Annotated in this window: 11 protein-coding genes; 6 read left to right on the forward strand and 5 right to left on the reverse strand. The window is 71.2% G+C overall.

Translation table 11 applies throughout. The features are described 5' to 3' along the window. The first annotated feature begins 29 nt into the window (after nt 1-29). The 3 genes from HS041_RS09280 to HS041_RS09290 all read left to right on the forward strand — a co-directional run bounded on the left by HS041_RS09280 (nt 30) and on the right by HS041_RS09290 (nt 4236). On the forward strand, nt 30-2999 hold the full coding sequence (locus HS041_RS09280; protein ID WP_230878495.1) for a glycoside hydrolase family 3 protein: 2970 nt from the start codon (nt 30-32) through the stop codon (nt 2997-2999). A gap of 282 nt (nt 3000-3281) precedes the next feature. Continuing rightward, nucleotides 3282-3734: an Hsp20/alpha crystallin family protein gene (locus tag HS041_RS09285; protein ID WP_196440064.1), complete on the forward strand. Its 453-nt coding sequence runs from the start codon at nt 3282-3284 to the stop codon at nt 3732-3734. A 193-nt stretch (nt 3735-3927) separates the two neighbouring features. Next, nucleotides 3928-4236, forward strand: a complete 309-nt coding sequence (locus HS041_RS09290) for a MerR family transcriptional regulator (protein ID WP_196440065.1) — start codon at nt 3928-3930, stop codon at nt 4234-4236. 61 nt (nt 4237-4297) lie between these two features. Here the strand turns inward: HS041_RS09290 and HS041_RS09295 are convergent, their stop codons facing one another. Genes HS041_RS09295 through HS041_RS09305 form a run of 3 tightly spaced genes read right to left on the reverse strand, consistent with a single transcriptional unit; the run spans nt 4298 to nt 7903 of the window. Next, nucleotides 4298-5197, reverse strand: a complete 900-nt coding sequence (locus HS041_RS09295) for a carbohydrate ABC transporter permease (RefSeq protein WP_196440066.1) — start codon at nt 5195-5197, stop codon at nt 4298-4300. Next, nucleotides 5194-6216: an ABC transporter permease gene (locus tag HS041_RS09300; protein WP_307845211.1), complete on the reverse strand. Its 1023-nt coding sequence runs from the start codon at nt 6214-6216 to the stop codon at nt 5194-5196. Before HS041_RS09300 ends, HS041_RS09295 begins: the two co-directional genes overlap by 4 nt. Next, nucleotides 6209-7903: a type 2 periplasmic-binding domain-containing protein gene (locus HS041_RS09305; RefSeq protein WP_196440067.1), complete on the reverse strand. Its 1695-nt coding sequence runs from the start codon at nt 7901-7903 to the stop codon at nt 6209-6211. The genes HS041_RS09300 and HS041_RS09305 overlap by 8 nt, the downstream gene beginning before the upstream one ends. A 210-nt stretch (nt 7904-8113) precedes the next feature. Between HS041_RS09305 and HS041_RS09310 the strand changes: the two genes are divergently transcribed. From HS041_RS09310 to HS041_RS09320, 3 genes are all read left to right on the forward strand, one after another. Continuing rightward, nucleotides 8114-9319: an ROK family transcriptional regulator gene (locus HS041_RS09310; protein WP_196440068.1), complete on the forward strand. Its 1206-nt coding sequence runs from the start codon at nt 8114-8116 to the stop codon at nt 9317-9319. 215 nt (nt 9320-9534) lie between these two features. Then, nucleotides 9535-12333, forward strand: coding sequence for a glycoside hydrolase family 3 protein (locus HS041_RS09315; protein ID WP_196440069.1), 2799 nt, complete (start codon nt 9535-9537; stop codon nt 12331-12333). 46 nt (nt 12334-12379) lie between these two features. Next, entirely contained in the window at nt 12380-13399 is a 1020-nt protein-coding gene (locus HS041_RS09320; RefSeq protein ID WP_196440070.1) for a LacI family DNA-binding transcriptional regulator, read from the forward strand. 67 nt (nt 13400-13466) lie between these two features. On the opposite strand, the gene HS041_RS09325 is transcribed toward HS041_RS09320, so the two are convergent. Both HS041_RS09325 and HS041_RS09330 read right to left on the reverse strand, forming a co-directional pair. Then, a complete protein-coding gene (locus HS041_RS09325) occupies nt 13467-14831 on the reverse strand; it encodes a hypothetical protein (protein ID WP_196440071.1) in 1365 nt (454 codons plus the stop codon). Nucleotides 14832-14980: 149 nt separating this feature from the next. Next, a complete protein-coding gene (locus tag HS041_RS09330; protein WP_196440072.1) occupies nt 14981-16747 on the reverse strand; it encodes an acetyl/propionyl/methylcrotonyl-CoA carboxylase subunit alpha in 1767 nt (588 codons plus the stop codon). Nucleotides 16748-16792: the final 45 nt, after the last annotated feature.

Raw genomic sequence — 16792 nt, forward strand, 5'->3', positions numbered from 1 at the left:
GCGCAGTGTCCCCACGCATGTCCTCACGCATGTCCTCACGCATGTCCCCGCGCACGCCCCTGCGCGTGTCACGGCTGTCCCCGTCCAGACCCGCCGCGGCGGCGGCCGTGTTCGCGCTGGCTCTCGGCCTGTGCGCCGCCCCGGCGCACGCGGAGGCCGACCACCCCTTCCGCGACCCCTCGCTCCCGCTCCAGCAGCGGATCGACGACCTGCTCGGCCGGCTGACCCTGGAGGAGAAGGTCTCCTGGCTCCACCAGTACCAGCCCGCCGTGGACCGGCTGGGCATCGGGCTGTTCAAGACCGGCACCGAGGCGCTGCACGGCGTCGCCTGGTCCACCGACGTCGACAACGGCGGAAACGTCGTCACCGCCCAGGGCACGGTCTTCCCGCAGGCCGTCGGCCTGGCCAGCACCTGGAACCCGGACCTCGTCAGGAAGGTCGGCTCCGCCGTCGGCGACGAGGCCCGCGGCTACCACTCCGAGAACCCCCGCGTGTGGGGCCTTCAGTTGTGGGCGCCCGTGGTCAACCTGCTGCGCGACCCGCGCTGGGGCCGCAACGAGGAGGGCTACTCCGAGGACCCGCTGCTCACCGGCGCCATCTCCACGGCGTACGGCCGGGGCATCCAGGGCGACGACCCCGACCACCTCAAGGCCGCCCCGGTGCTCAAGCACTACATGGCCAACAACAACGAGGTCCGCCGGGACACCACCAACTCCAGCCTGCGGCCCAGGGTCATGAACGAGTACGAGATCCCGGCGTTCAAGGCCGCGATCTCGGCCGACGCCGCCACCGGCGTGATGACCTCCTACAACCTCGTCAACGGCCGGCCGGCCACGGTCACCGACCTCGACTCCAGCGTGCGCAGGTGGACCGACCGGACGCTGTTCAACGTCTCCGACGCCAACGGCCCGAACAACCTGACCGCCTCGCAGAAGTACTTCGCCACCCAGCCCGAGGCCGCCGCCGCGATGATCAAGGCGGGGGTGGACAGCTTCACCGTCGACAACACCGACGGCGGCCCGACCGTCGCCTCGGTCAACGCCGCGCTGGCGCAGGGGCTGATCACCGAGAAGGACATCGACCGGACGGTGGGCAACATCCTCGGCGTGCGGTTCCGGCTCGGCGAGTTCGACCCGGACGGCGGGCCGTACGGGAAGATCACCAAGTCGGTGGTCGACAGTCCCGAGCACCGCAGGCTCAACCGGCAGGCCGCCACCGAGGCGATGGTCCTGCTCAAGAACGGCGGCCGGACCCTGCCGCTGGAGGCGTCGAAGAAGGTCGCGGTGGTCGGCCCGCTGGCCAGGACCCTCTACACCGACTGGTATTCCGGCAAGCTGCCCTACCAGGTCACCCCGCTCGACGGGATCAAGGAGCGCGCCGCGGCCACGGTCGCGACCGAGGGCGCCGACCGGATCGCGCTCAAGGCCGGCGGCAGGTACATCACCGCCGGGACGGGCCCGGGCGGAGACCTGAGGCTCTCGGGGACCACGGCGGGGGAGGCCGAGCAGTTCGACGTCTTCGACTGGGGCGAGGGCGTCGTGACGCTGCGCAGCGTCGCCAACGGCAAGTACGTCAGCCGCGCCAACTGGTCCACCCTGGCCAACACCCAGGACCAGCCCACGGGCTGGTTCGTGCAGGAGCAGTTCACGCTGGAGGCCCAGGCCGACGGGTCCACACTGCTGCGCTACGCCGGATACGAGACCGCCGAGTCGTGGTTCGGCCCGAACGTCTACGTCAGGGCCGCCGCCGACGGCGCGCTCTCGCTCACCACCGCGGAGAACGCCACCCGCTTCACCAAGGAGACCGTGCGCAGCGGGATCGACGAGGCCGTCGCGGCGGCAAAGAACGCCGACGCGGCGGTGGTCGTGGTCGGCAGCATGCCGTTCATCAACGGCCGCGAGGCCCACGACCGCACGGACCTGGACCTCGCCGAGGGCCAGGAGGCCCTGGTCGAGGCCGTGCACGCGGCCAACCCCAACACCGTGGTGGTCCTGGAGAACAGCTACCCGACGACGATCGACCGCCTGGCGGAGAAGGTCCCGGCGATCCTGTGGACCACCCACGCCGGAGCCGAGACCGGTCACGCCCTCGCCGACGTGCTGTACGGCGCGGCCAACCCGGCCGGTCGCCTCACCCAGACCTGGCCCCGCGCCGGGACCGAGCTCCCCGACATCCTCGACTACGACATCATCAAGACCGGCTCGACCTACCTGTACTCCGAGGACAAGCCGCTGTACGCCTTCGGCCACGGCCTGAGCTACACCACCTTCGGCTACCAGGGGCTGCGCGCCACACCGCGCGGCGACGGCTTCGAGGTGAAGGTGAAGGTGACCAACACCGGCTCCCGCGCCGGTGACGAGGTCGTGCAGCTCTACACCCGCCAGCACTCCTCCCGGGTGGAGCAGCCGCTCAGGCAACTGCGCGGGTTCGAGCGGGTGCACCTGGCGCCGGGCGAGTCGAAGGCCGTGACGTTCACGCTCAAGAAGGCCGACCTGGCGCTGTGGGACGTGACCCGGGGCCGCTTCGCGGTCGAGGCGTCCGCCCACGACGTGCTCGTCGGCTCGGCCTCCGACCGCATCCACCAGCGCACGACGATCCGGGTCGGCGGCGAGCGCATCCCCGACCGCGACCTGACCAGGGCCACCCGGGCGGCCGACTTCGACGACTACGCCGGCATCGAGCTGGTCGACGAGACCAAGGCGGCAGGGGACGCCGTCGAGGCGGCCTCCGGCGAGTGGATCGCGTTCTCCGGCGCGGACCTCGGCCGGGGCGTCACCGGGATCACTCTGGGCGTCGCCGCGAGCGCCGCCTCGTCGGTGGAGGTCCGCCTCGGATCCCCGACCGGCAGGCTCCTGGGCGCGGTCGCGGTGCCCGCCACCGGCGGGATCTACCGGTGGAGTACGGCCACCGCCCCGCTCGCCCGGGTCTCCGGCAGGCACGACGTCTACCTGGTCGCCAGGGGCGATCTACGGATCAAGGACCTGATCCTGACCCGCTAGCCCGGCTCCGGCGCGGTTCCGCCGCAGCCGGCGCTCCCGTGGTTCGTCCCGTACGGCCCGCGCCTCCCGTCCGCGAGGCGCGGGCCGTACCCGTTCCTGCGCCCGGAGCCCGAGCAGGGCGGACCCCGGGCCGCATGAGCCGGGCGTGCGTGTGAAGGTCCCCGCGGGCGTCGCACCTTCTGGCCTTGCATTCTCAGCGGAAGGAACTTATAAATGAAGTAGGAGGTTTTCTGGAAGGAAGGGCAGAGGTAGTCTGCCTGGATCAACGGAGGTGGTTCACCGATGCTGCTGACGTCGATCGACCCGTTCGTGCAGGAGTTCGACCGTCAGTTCGACCGGATCGCGCGTCAGACCCTCGGCTGGGGCGACGGCGGTGCGCGCGCGGGCGGGGCCATGGCTCTGGACGGCGTGCGCCGCAAGGACGACGTCCTTCTCAAGTTCGACCTTCCGGGCATCGACCCCGACTCCATCGAGGTCACCGTCGACCGCGGAGTCCTCTCGGTGAGCGCCCGGCGCGAGGAGGAGCAGGGGGAGGACGACCGCATGTTCGTGCGGGAGCGTCCGATGGGCACCTTCACCCGCCGCGTCTACCTGTCGGAGCACCTCGACAGCGAGAAGATCGACGCCGCCTACTCCAACGGCGTGCTCGCGGTCCGCATCCCGGTGATCGAGAAGGCGAAGCCGCGCAAGATCGAGATTCAGCGGGCCGAACAGCACAAGTCCATCAAGGCCTGACGGATACGAGACGGGGGTGGGCGCTGGGTTTCCGGCGCCCACCTCGGCGTCTTCGGAGGTCTCCGGGCCTCTCGGGGGTCGTGGCGAGGCTCCGCGGACCCTCCTGCACGTCCGGGGACCGTACGGGACGCGGGGGGTTCTCACAGGGCATGATCAGATGGGCCTTCGGGGCCCTTCACGGAGAGGAGCGGGGATGGTCCGGCTGCCGTTCGACGACGAGCACGCGCCGCTGTACTCCGTGGGACAGGTGGCCGACATGCTCCAGGTCCAGCAGGCGTTCCTGCGCCGCCTCGACGAGCACGACGTGGTCCGCCCGTCCCGTTCGACCGGTGGCCAGCGCCGCTACAGCCGCCACGAGATCGGCGCCGTGCAGAGCGCGATCCAGCTCGTCGGCGAGGGCATGACCCTGGCCGCCGTGCGCCGGATCTTCGAGTTGCAGCAGCAGGTCCGCGAGCTGCAGGCCGAGCTCGCCCGCGAACGCGCCGACCGGAAGACCTCCTGACCCGGCACCATCAGCCGGAGCGGGGACACCGTGACGCCGGGCGCGCGGGCCGCCGGAGGGGTCAGCCCTTGACGGCGCCGATGATGACGCCCTTGGTGAAGTGGCGCTGGACGAACGGGTAGACGAACAGCACCGGCAGCAGCGCGACCACCACGATGGCCATCTGGATGGCCAGGCTGGGCGGGAGGGCCTGGCCGCCGATCGTGGAGACGCTGCTCTGCCCGACGATCAGCGCCTGCCCCTGGAGGACGTACTGGCGGAGCACCACCTGCAGCGGCCACTTGGCGCTGTCGTTCAGGTAGAGCACGGCGTTGAAGAACGAGTTCCAGTAACCGACCGCGTAGAACAGGCCGATGACCGCGACGACCCCCTTCGACATGGGAAGCACGATCTTCCACAGGATGCGGAACTCGCTCGCGCCGTCGATGCGCGCGCTGTCGGAGACCTCCTCGGGGATGTTCATGAAGAAGGCCCGCATGACCACGAGGTTGAACGCGGTGACCGCGCCCGGCAGGATCAGCGCCCAGTACGAGTCGGTCAGTCCCAGCGAGCTGATCAGCAGGTAGCTGGGGATCATCCCGGGGCCGAACAGGAAGGTCAGCAGGACGAGGAAGAGCATCGGCCGGTGCAGCAGCGAGCCCGGCCGGGACAGGCCGTAGGCGGCCAGCACCGTGACGCTCAGGCTGATCGCGGTGCCGACGGCGGTCACGCCGAGGCTGACCATGACCGACCGGGTCACCACCCCGCCGCTGAAGAGCTCCGCGTAGGCGGCGAAGGAGAGCTCACCGGGCACGGTGACGAGCCCGCCCGCCGCCGTCACGGTCTCCTGGGTGGAGAGGCTGGTCAGCACGACCATGTAGATCGGGAAGAGCACCGAGAGTGCGATGAGTGTGAGGATGATGCCCTTGAGGAGGGCGCCGACGCGGCTCGGCCGCTCGGCCCAGGCGGGTGTGGTCGTCATGATTTCTTGTAGATTCCCTGCTCGCCGAACCTGTGGGCGACCTTGTTCGCTATGAGGATGAGGACCAGGCCCACCAGGCCCTTGACCAGGCCCGCCGCGGCGCCGTAGCTCCACTCCCCGGTCAGCAGCGTGCGCCAGTAGACGAAGGTGTCGAGCACCTCGGCCGCGTCCCGGCCGACCGCGTCGCGCTGCAGGAAGAACTGCTCGAAACCGACGTTCAGCGCCTCGCCCAGCCGGAGGATGAGCAGCAGGATGATGACCGGGCGCAGGCCCGGGAGCGTGATGTGCCACATCCGCCGCCATCGGCCCGCGCCGTCCACCGCCGCCGCCTCGTAGAGGTTCGGGTTGATCGCGGCCAGCGCGGCCAGGAAGATGATCGTCCCCCAGCCGGCGTCCTTCCAGACCGTCTCGGCCGTCACCAGCGCGATGAACGCGTCGGGGTTGGTCATGATGTCGATGCCCTTGTGGCCGTTCTCCCGCAGGGTCTGCGAGATCAGCCCGGAGCCGCCGAACATCTGCTGGAAGAGCGTGACCACCAGCACCCAGGAGAAGAAGTGCGGCATGTAGACGATGCCCTGGATGAACAGGCGCAGCCGGGGCCGCACCACGCTGTCGAGCAGGATGGCCAGCATGATCGGGATAGGGAAGTAGAAGACCAGCTGGAAGACGGTGATCGACAGGGTGTTGAGCGTGGCGTCCCAGAAGCTCTCGTCCAGCAGCAGCCACTGGAAGTTGGACAGGCCCACCCAGGGGCTGTCCTTGATTCCCACGTAGGGCGAGTAGTCCTGGAAGGCGATGACGTTGCCGAGCAGCGGCACGTAGTGGAAGACCAGCAGCAGGCCGATCGCCGGGACCGTCATCAGCAGCAGCTGCCAGTCGCGCCTCAGGCGGGCTCCCAGCGAGGGCCGGGAGACCGGCCGGGTCTTTTCATCGGCCTTGCTACCCTTTGCGGGAGCGCCGGCGCCGGCGGGTGAGGTCAGGTCACCCGCCGGTCCGGTGTTCACGGTGTCGTTAAGCACGGCCGTTGTCCTGCAGGACCTTCATGTAGAAGTCGCGGGCCTCGTTCCCGCCGTCCCGCTGCCACTCGGCGACGATCTGCTTGGCGTCGCTGACGGGGCGCCGGCCGCGCATGATGTCGGTGAACTTGTCCTCGGTCGGCACCTGCAGGCCGGACATCTTCGAGGGCTTCTGGACCCGGATCCCGTCGAAGGGGGCCTTCTCCAGGTGGGGGAAGCTGGCGTTCTGCCAGTCCACGTTGAGCTTGACCGCGTCGGGATAGGGCCAGTCGACGTAGAGCGGGCGCCCGCCGAGGAAGCCGTAGGTGAAGGCGACCTCCTTGCGGCCCAGGTCGGTGAGCTCGGGGATGCCGCCGGAGCCCCGGTTGAAGTGCCTGCCCTCCACGCCGTAGTTGGACAGCTCGTACTCCTTGGTCCCGAACGGCGCCGCGCACCAGTTGAGGATGGAGAGGATCTCCTCCACCTTCTCCTTGGGCAGGCCCTTCTTGACGAAGGTGAACAGGCCCGCCGCGGTGCCGTGGTACATCAACGGCGTGCCGCCGTCGTGGGCGAAGACGGGGAAGGCGTTCATGGCGAAGCCGGGGTTCTTGCCCCGGTGCTGCTGGAGCAGTTCCTTCCAGCCGCCGAGGCCGTCGCGGTAGATGAGGATCTGCCCGGACGCCATGAGATCCTTCTCGTTGGCGCCCTTGCTGCCGACGACCTCCGGGTGGACGAGCTCGGCCTTGAAGACCTTCTGCATGAAGGCCAGCATCAGCTCGAACTCCGGCGTCTCGTACTTGTGCACGAGCTTGCCGCCCTCGTAGCGCCACTCCTGCGGGATGCGGAAGGTCGGCCACATCATCTCGTGGATGCTGCCGAACGCCCAGCGCTTGGCCTTGGCGTCGGTGATCTCCTTGCCGAGCTCGAAGAGCTCGTCGGCGGTCTTGGGATTGGTGTTCCAGCCGTTCTCGTCGAACAGGTCCTTGCGGTAGAGCAGCGCGAAGGGATAGGGCTCGGTGGGGAACGGCACCGCCATCAGCTTGTTGTTCCAGACCGACCACTGCCAGGCGGCGGTCGGCAGGTTGGCCAGCAGCGGGTACGGCTTGACCTTGTCGCCCTGCAGGTAGGGGGTGAGGTCCTCGAAGGCCTTGTCGACGGCGGTGTTGAAGTCCGCCATCTTCTCGATCTCCCAGCTCGGGATGCACATGATGTCCGGCAGGTCGCCGGAGGCGAGCCGGGCGATGGCCTTGTCGGCGTAGACCGTACCGTCGGTGATCTGGAACTGCACGGTCGCGCCGATGTCGGCGTTGGCGGCCTGGAAGTAGGAATTGTCGTCCAGGCCGGGCGGGAGCGGGCCCCACAGCGGGGTCATCGCGGTGTAGGTGCCGCCCTTGCCGGCCTTCTGGGCGAGCGCCGCGACGGGAGTGGCGGGATACTTGGTGAAGCCGCCGCTGACGTCCGGCACGCCCGGCAGGGTGGAGACGGTGCCGGGCAGGTCCGGCTTGATGCCAGGGAACGCGGTGTAGGTCGGGGTCAGGGACGTCAGCTTCTCGGCGGCGGCGGCCGTGGCGCCGCCGCTGCCGGGGCGGGGGCCGCTGGGGGTGGAGCAGGCGCTGAGCAGGCCGCCGCTCGCGGCGGCGAGCGTGCTGAGTCCGACCAGGCCGAGGAAGCCCCGGCGGCTGGTGGTCGCGCCCTCGGGGGAATTGTTCACGGCGCGTTCCCTTCGTAGGTCATGGATCGGGGGTGTCGGTGAAGGACAGGTCGCGATAGAGTTAGTTCGTCTTTCGACCAAACAAATTAGTCGAGGGCGACTCCCGCCACAAGGGCTCGGCGATCGCGGACCCGGGGGCGGGTGGGGCATGATGGGGCCAGCCGGGGGCGTCCACGGACATCACCTGGGCCGATCAGGACGGGATTGACCTTGATCACATCTACGACGAACCCGCAGCCGGCCGACTTCGCCGACGTCCGGGCCACCAACCTCGCCGTGGTGCTGCGGTTCGTGCGGGAGCACGCGCCGTGCTCCCGGGCGGACATCGCGGCCTCCACCGGGCTCAACAAGGCGACCGTGTCGAGCCTGGTCGCCGACCTCATCGACCGCCGTCTGGTGCGCGAGACCGGGCTGACCGAGAACCGGGTGGGCCGCCCGGCGACGATGCTCGTGCTCGACGGCTCGCCGTACGCCGCGATCGGGGTCGAGATCAACGTCGACTACGTCACCGCGGTCGCGGTGGACCTGTCGGGGGAGCGGCTGCTGTCCTGGCGGCGATCCTTCCCGGGCGCGACCAGCACGGTCAGCCAGGCCGTCGCCGCCGTCGCGGCGCTCGTGCGCCGGGTGACCGGCCGGATGGCCAAGGAGGAGCGCCAGGTCCTGGGGCTGACCGTGGGGGTGCCCGGCCTGGTCGGCACGGACGGCACGGTGCTCATCGCGCCCAACCTCGGCTGGCGCGACGCCGACCTGGCCGGTGACCTCGCCAAGGCCCTGCGCGACCCCGGCTTCGCCGTCCAGATCGACAACGACGCCAACCTCGCCGCCCTGGCCGAGTACCGCTTCGGCTCCCAGGCGGGGACGGCCAACCTCGTCTACCTGACCGGTGAGATCGGGGTCGGCGCGGGGATCGTCATGGACGGGCGGCTGCGCCGGGGCGGACGGGGCTACAGCGGCGAGATCGGCCACATCCAGCTCGACCCCCTCGGCGCCGAGTGCCGGTGCGGGCGGCTCGGCTGCCTGGAGGCCGTCGCCGGGATCGGCGCGGTGCTGCAGCACGCCGCACTCTCCCCGGCCGAGGTCGAGATCGAGCTGGAGGAGGTGGTACGGCTGGCCCGCGCGGACGAGCGCCGTACCCTCGACCTCCTGACTTCCGTCGGCCACCACCTGGGCAAGGGCGTCTCCGTCCTGGCCAACCTGCTCAACCCCGAGGTGGTCATCCTGGGCGGCTACTACGTGCCGCTCGCGCCGTGGCTGCTGCCTGCGGTCGCCGAGGAGATGCGCGGGCGCACCATCGCCCCGGAGGCCGGAGGCTGCCGGGTCGTCGCCTCCACCCTGGGGTACGACGCGGCGGCCCTGGGCGGTGCGGCCCGGGTGCTCGACTCGGTCGACTCCGGCCGCCTGCCCAGTGTCTCCTGACGTGTCCCGTCGGCCGGACAAGCCGGAAACCGACGACTTTTCCGGTCTCTCTTGACCTCGGCCTCACAGCCGGGCACCCTTCAGGACAAGCTCCGTTCGAAACACGCGTGTAACGAGCGGAGCTTTTCCGGACCGATTATCGAAGCGCTTCGACGAGAGGCGCGAGCCGCCCGTTGTCGAAGCGCTTCGACGCTCATCCAGAGGGATGGTCCCCCATGAACGAACCGTTCCGCGACCCGGAGCTCCCGCTCCCCGCCCGCCTCGCCGACCTGCTGGGCAGGCTGACGCTGGAGGAGAAGATCGGGCTGCTCCACCAGTACCAGGCTCCGGTCGAGCGCCTCGGCGTCGGGATGTTCCGCACCGGCACCGAGGCCCTGCACGGCCTGGCCTGGCTGGGCCCGGCCACGGTCTTCCCGCAGGCGGTGGGGCTGGCCAGCACCTGGGAGCCGGAACTGGTCCGGCGGGTGGGCGAGGCGACGAGCGACGAGGTCCTGGCCTTCCACCACAAAGACCCGACCGGAGCCGGGCGGAACGTGTGGGCCCCGGTGGTCAACCCGCTGCGCGACCCGCGCTGGGGCCGGAACGAGGAGGGCTACTCCGAAGACCCCTGGCTGACCGGCGTCATGGCGACGGCGTACGCGTCCGGCCTTCGTGGGAGCGATCCCACCATCCTCAAGACCGCGCCCACGCTCAAGCACTTCCTCGGCTACAACAACGAGACCGACCGCTGCGTCACCTCCAGCAACCTGCCGCCCCGGGTGCTGCACGAGTACGAGCTGCCCGCCTACCGGCCCGCGCTGGAGCACGGCGCGGCCGTGGCCGTGATGCCCTCCTACAACCTCGTCAACGGCCGCCCGGCGCACCTCAGCCCACTGATCAACGAGGTGCTGCGGGAGTGGGCCTCCGACGACGTGCTCGTGGTCAGCGACGCCTACGCGCCCGGCAACTTCACCGGCCTGCAGGGGTACTACGAGGACCCGGCCGAGGCCTACGCCCACGCGATCAGGGCCGGCCTGGACAGCTTCACCCAGGACGACGACCGCGCGGAGGCGACGCTCGGGCATATCCGGGAGGCGCTGGAGCTGGGCCTGCTCGCGGAGGCGGAACTCGACACGGCGGTGCGGCACGCGCTGTCCGTCCGGTTCCGGCTCGGTGAGTTCGACCCCGCCACGCCGTACGACGACATCACCGAGGCCGTCGTCAACTGTCCCGAGCACCAGGAACTGGCCCGCGAGGCCGCCCGCCGCTCGATCGTGCTCCTGGAGAACGACGGGCTGCTTCCGCTGCGCGACGTGCGGCGGGTCGCGGTCATCGGGCAGCTCGGCGACACCCTCATGGAGGACTGGTACTCCGGCACGCTGCCCTACGCCGTGACCGCGCGCGCCGGGATCGCCGAGCGGTGCGAGACCGTGTTCTGCGAGGCCGTGGACCGGATCACGCTGGCCGTCGAGGCCGGGGGCGCCGCGGGGTACGTCGTCGCCGACCCCGGCGGCGGGGCGCTGGGGGTCGGCGCGGAGCCGGGCCTGTTCGACCTGCTCGACTGGGGCGGCGGCTCCTACGCCCTGCGGGCCGTGGTCACCGGACGCCATCTGTCCGTGGACGACTCCGGCGTGCTGGTCAACGACCAGCCGGGGCCGAACGGCTGGGAGGTGCGCCAGACCTTCCGGCTGGAGGACCGGCCGCGCGGCACGTTCACGCTGCGGCACATCTCCACCGGACGGTACGTCGGGCTGGAGGACGGGGGCCTCCGGCTGACGGACGACGCGGACGCGGCGGCCTGGCTGAGCATGGAGGTGGTCGTCAGCGGCGCGGAGGCCGCCGCCGCCCTGGCCGCGACCGCGGACGTGGCGGTCGTCGTGGTGGGCGACCACCCGCTGGTCAACGGGCGCGAGACCGAGGACCGCCACGACCTCGCGCTGCCCCGGGCGCAGGAGGCCGTGGTCACGGCGGTGCGCGCGGCCAACCCGAGGACCGTCATGGTCATCAGCAGCGGCTACCCGATGACCTGGTCGGCCGAGGACCTGCCCGCGGTGCTGTGGTCCTCGCACGGCGGCCAGGAGTACGGCCACGCCCTGGCCGAGGTGCTCTTCGGCGACGCCGACCCCGAGGGCCGCCTCACCCAGACGTGGTACCGCTCGGCGTGCGAGCTGCCCGACCTGCTCGACTACGACATCATCGCCGCCGACGCCACCTACCAGTACTACCGGGGCACTCCGCTGTACCCCTTCGGTCACGGCCTGTCCTACACGAGCTTCGACTACGGCGACCCGGTCGTCTCGGTGGAGGGGGACACCGTCACCGCCTCGGCCACCGTGACCAACACCGGCTCCCGGCCCGGCGTGGAGGTCGTGCAGCTCTACACCCACCAGCGGCGCTCCCGGGTCAAGCAGCCCCTGCGCCGCCTGCGCGGCTTCGCGAAGGTGCGGCTGGCGCCCGGCGAGAGCGAGACGGTCACCTGGACCCTCGACACCCGGGAACTGGCCTTCTGGGACGTGACCAGGGACCGGTTCGTGGTCGAGGACGCACCCCACAAGATCATGATCGGCCGCTCCGCCCGCGACATCCGGCTGTGCGCGCCGTTCCACGTCGAGGGCGAGCACATCCCGCCGCGCGACGCCCTCGCCGGCCCGGTCACCGCGGCCGCCCACGACGAGTACGACGGCGTGACGCTCGTAGACGCCTCGCGGGTCTCCGGCGACGCCGTGCGGTCGGACGTCGAGGGGGCGTGGATCGTCTTCCGCGAGATCGACTTCGGCGCCGGGGCGGCCGCCTGCACGGTCGGGGCCACCAGCACCGAGGGAGGCGTGCTCACCTTCCGGCTGGACGACCCCCTGTACGGCCCGGCCGCCGCGGCCCTCCCCGTCCCCCGCGCCGGCCGGTACGACCTCGCCCCCGTCCGCGCCGCGCTTGCGGAGGCCCGCGGCGTCCACGATCTTTATCTGGTGTTCGAGAACGCCGGGATCACCGTCTCCCACCTCACCTTCGAGGCAGCCGAGCCCGTGGAGGGCGCATGAGGACGTCCGACGACGGGGTCTCCCCGTTCCCGGGTAAGGAGACGGCATGAGTGGCCGGACCGTGACGATCACGGAGGTCGCCCGGCACGCCGGGGTGGCGGTGAGCACCGTCTCGTACGTGCTCAGCGGGAAGCGGGCGATCTCCGCCGACACCAGGCGGCGGGTGCTCGACAGCGTGCGCGTCCTGGGCTACCACCCCAACGCCGGAGCCAGGGCGCTGGCCAGCAGGCGGGCGAACGTGATCGCGCTGGTGCTGCCGCTGCGGGCCGGGATGCACGTCCCGGTGCTGATGCAGTTCGCCACGTCCGTGGTCACCGCCGCCCGGCAGTACGACCACGACGTGCTGCTGCTCACCGCCGACGAGGGCTCCGACGGCATCCGCCGGGCCGCCGCCAGCGCGCTGGTGGACGGGCTGGTGCTCATGGACGTGGAGCTCCACGACCCCCGGGTCCCGCTGCTGCGCCGGTTGGCCGAGCCGAGTGTGCTCATCGGGTTTCCCGCCGACACCACCGGGCTGACCTGCGTGGACCTCGACTTCGCCCGGGCGGGTGCGCTCTGCGTGGAGCATCTGGCCGAGCGCGGGCACCGGGAGGTGGCGCTGCTCGGCGCCCCCGCGGTGGTCTACGAACGGGGCACCGGGTTCGCCCGCAGGACCAGGGAGGGCTTCACCGAGGCCGTGGCCCGGCACGGCTTGACCGGGGTCGCGCTGCCCTGCGAGGAGACCTTCGAGCAGGTGGCGGCGACCGTGGAGGGGCTGCTCGCCGAGCGGCCGGGGCTGACCGGGCTGGTCGTGCACAACGAGGCCGCGGTCAACCACGTGCTCGGGGCGCTGCGCCAGCACGGCAGGCGGGTGCCGCACGACGTCGCGGTGGTCGCGATCTGCCCCGACGACATAGCGGAGCGCTCCAGCCCGGCGCTCACCTCGGTGCTCATCCCGGCCGAGGAGGTCGCCCGCCAGGCGGTACGGCTGCTGATGGACAAGCTCGAAGGCCACACCGCGCCCGAGGGGACCCTCCTCGAACCGCGCATGACCGTCCGCGACAGCACCTCGGTCGTCCGGAGCTGAAGCGCGGCGGGCGCGCTCCCCGTGGGGAACGCGCCCGCCGCCCGGTTCCGGGCCGTGGCCGGTGCGGCTACCAGTCGCCGCCGCCGAAGTCGCCCCCGCCGAAGTCACCGCCGCCGAAGTCGCCCCAGCCGCCGCCGAAGTCTCCGCCGCCCATGCCCGCGTCGCCACCGGCGTCGGACGCGCCCTCCTGGTAGCCGGCGCCGTAGCCCATCCCGTAGCCGCCCATGCCCCAGCCGCCCATCATGCCGCCGAGCATCGTGCCGACCATCATGCCGGTCATGACGTCGCCGAAGCCGCCGTAGTAACCGTAGGCGTAGGGCTGGTAGGCCGGGCCCGCGTCGTAGTAGGGGCGGGACTGGCCGTTGACCATGACCTGGCGGGTCTGCGGCTCGAAGCCGCGCTCGACGGCCTCCGCGTCGGCCGCGCAGGCCGGGACGTCGCGGACCGCGCCGCCGGGCGGGGCCCAGCGCACGTCGCGGGCCGAGGGGCCGTGCTGCGGGTTGAAGAAGCACGGCGAGCGCCGCTCGGGGAGCGGCTCGTGGTTGACGCGCGCCTTCACACAGGCGAGGGCGTAGCGGCCCTCCTCCAGCGCGCTGGTCACGCCGCGCAGCTCGTCGGGACGCTTGACCGCCGCGAGCTCCGCCTTGGCTCGCTCGTAGGAGTCGAGGGCGCGGGTCCAGTCCTCCTGGTGGTCGCCTCCGTCGGCGAGCATCTTGACGTCCATGTCCAGCGCGGTGATCTCCTCGCCGAACTTGGTGACGTCCTCGTCCACGGTCTTGGTGACCGCGGCCAGCTCGGCGGCCTCGCGGGCCTCGCGCTGCTGCTTCTTCTTGCGGGAGTAGAGGAACAGGCCCCCGCCGCCGGCCAGGGCCAGGGCCAGGATGCCGATCAGCACGCCCAGGCCGGAACCCCCGGAGGAGCCGGACTCGGGGGCGGCCGCGCCACCGGGGTTCGCGGCGGCGGCGTCGGCCAGCCGCACGAAGTTGACGACGCCCTCGGTCGTGCCCTTCGACTCTTGCTTGGCCTGCTGGAAGGCCCGGTCCAGGTTCAGCCCCGGGATGTCGGTGCTGTAGAGCAGTTGCGTCCCGTTGACCACCGCCACGACGTCCTCGCCGCCGATCTCGCGGTTCAGCGCCGTGAGGAAGGTCCGGGCCTCGGACTGGTCCTTGACCGATCCTTTCGGCAGCACCGCGACGTAGACGTTGGAGGCACGCTGGGCCGCCGAGCGCATCGCGTCCAGCGAGGCGCCGGGCACGCCGGCGGCGGGGTCGTGGTAGAAACGGCCGCCGCTCTCCAGTTGCGAGGCGATCGAGGCGGGGTCGGGGGCCGCGGCGTGAGCCGTGGGAGCGATCACGAAGACGGCCAGCACCCCGGCGAGCATCGCGATGATCGCGGCACCGAGACGACCTGGCATGGTTTGGGTGGCAGTCACGGCAGATAGCCTCCTTCGTCCAGTTAGGACGAATGAGTGGACGTCAGAGTTCCCTACTATCCGACCGTATCTCCTTCACACCCGTATCTGCTGCCGAGCCCAACCATCACTTAGGAACATTCCACGAAATGCCCTACTGATGACATGAATTAGGCATCCTTGATATCGCAGATCACGGCGCCCGAGGTGACGGTCTGCCCGACGGCCGCCGCCAGCCCGGTGACCGTGCCCGCCTTGTGCGCGGTGAGCGGCTGCTCCATCTTCATCGCCTCCAGCACCACCACGACGTCCCCGGCGGCGACGGTGTCCCCGTCGGCGGCGACGACCTTCACGATCGTGCCCTGCATCGGGCTGACGAGCGCGTCTCCGCTCGCGACCGCCTTCTTCGCCGCAGAGCCGCCGCGCCGCCGGGGGGTCGAGGCCGGGGCGGTACGGCTCGCGCCCGCCGTGCCGAGGCCGGCCGGGAGCACGACCTCCAGCCGCTTGCCGCCCACCTCGACGACGACCCGCTCGCGCTCGGCCGGCTCCTCCTCCTGACCGGACTCTCCGGCGTAGGGCGCGATCGTGTTGTCGAACTCGGTCTCGATCCACCGCGTGTGCACGGAGAAGGGCTCGTTCTCGTCGGCCGGGACGAAGGCCGGGTCCTCGACGACCACCCGGTGGAAGGGGAGGACGGTCGGCATGCCGTCGACCTCGAACTCGGCCAGCGCGCGGCGGGCGCGCTCCAGGGCCTGCCGCCGGGTGGCGCCGGTCACGACCAGCTTGGCCACCAGCGAGTCGAACGACTGCGGCACGGTCATCCCGGCCTCGTACCCGGCGTCCAGCCGCACGCCCGGCCCGGAGGGGGCGGTCATGCGCGTGATGGTCCCGGGCGCGGGCAGGAAGCCCCGTCCGGCGTCCTCGGCGTTGATCCGGAACTCGATGGAGTGGCCGCGCAGCTCCGGGTCGCCGTAGCCGAGCTCCTCGCCGTCGGCGATCCGGAACATCTCGCGGACCAGGTCGATCCCGGAGACCTCCTCGGTGACCGGGTGCTCGACCTGCAGGCGGGTGTTGACCTCCAGGAAGGAGATCGTGCCGTCCTGGCCGACCAGGAACTCGCACGTGCCCGCACCCACGTAACCGGCCTCCCGCAGGATCGCCTTGGAGCTGCTGTAGAGCAGCTCCAGCTGGGCCCGGGACAGGAACGGCGCAGGGGCCTCCTCGACCAGCTTCTGGTGGCGGCGCTGCAGCGAGCAGTCGCGCGTCGACACCACCACGACGTTGCCGTGGACGTCGGCCAGGCACTGGGTCTCCACGTGCCGGGGCCGGTCCAGATAGCGCTCGACGAAGCACTCGCCCCGGCCGAACGCCGTGACGGCCTCGCGGACCGCCGATTCGTAAAGGTCCGGGATCTCCTCCATGGTGCGGGCGACCTTGAGCCCGCGCCCGCCGCCGCCGTACGCCGCCTTGATCGCGATGGGCAGGCCGTGTTCGGCGGCGAAGGCGACGACCTCCTCCGCGCCCGAGACGGGGTCCTTTGTCCCCGCGACCAGCGGTGCGCCGACCTTCTGCGCGATGTGGCGGGCCTGGACCTTGTCGCCGAGCGCGGTGATCGCGGCGGGCGGCGGGCCGATCCAGGTCAGGCCCGCGTCGATCACGGCCTGGGCGAACTCCGCGTTCTCGGCGAGGAATCCGTAACCGGGGTGGACCGCGTCGGCCCCGGCCGCGGCGGCGACGCGCAGCAGTTTGGCGATGTCGAGGTAGGTCTCGGCGGGGGTCTGCCCGGTCAGGGCGTGCGCCTCGTCGGCGACGCGGACATGGAGGGCGTCCAGGTCCTGGTCGGAGTAGACGGCGACGCTGGCCAGCCCGGCGTCCTTGCAGGCGCGGGCGATCCGCACGGCGATCTCACCACGGTTGGCGATCAGGACCTTCTGCACCGACGTGAATCCCTTCAGTACGGCGGACATGGGGGGCTGGCGGGC

Origin of the sequence: Planomonospora sp. ID67723 (genome assembly GCF_015711605.1) — a bacterium.
Classification (GTDB): domain Bacteria; phylum Actinomycetota; class Actinomycetes; order Streptosporangiales; family Streptosporangiaceae; genus Planomonospora_A.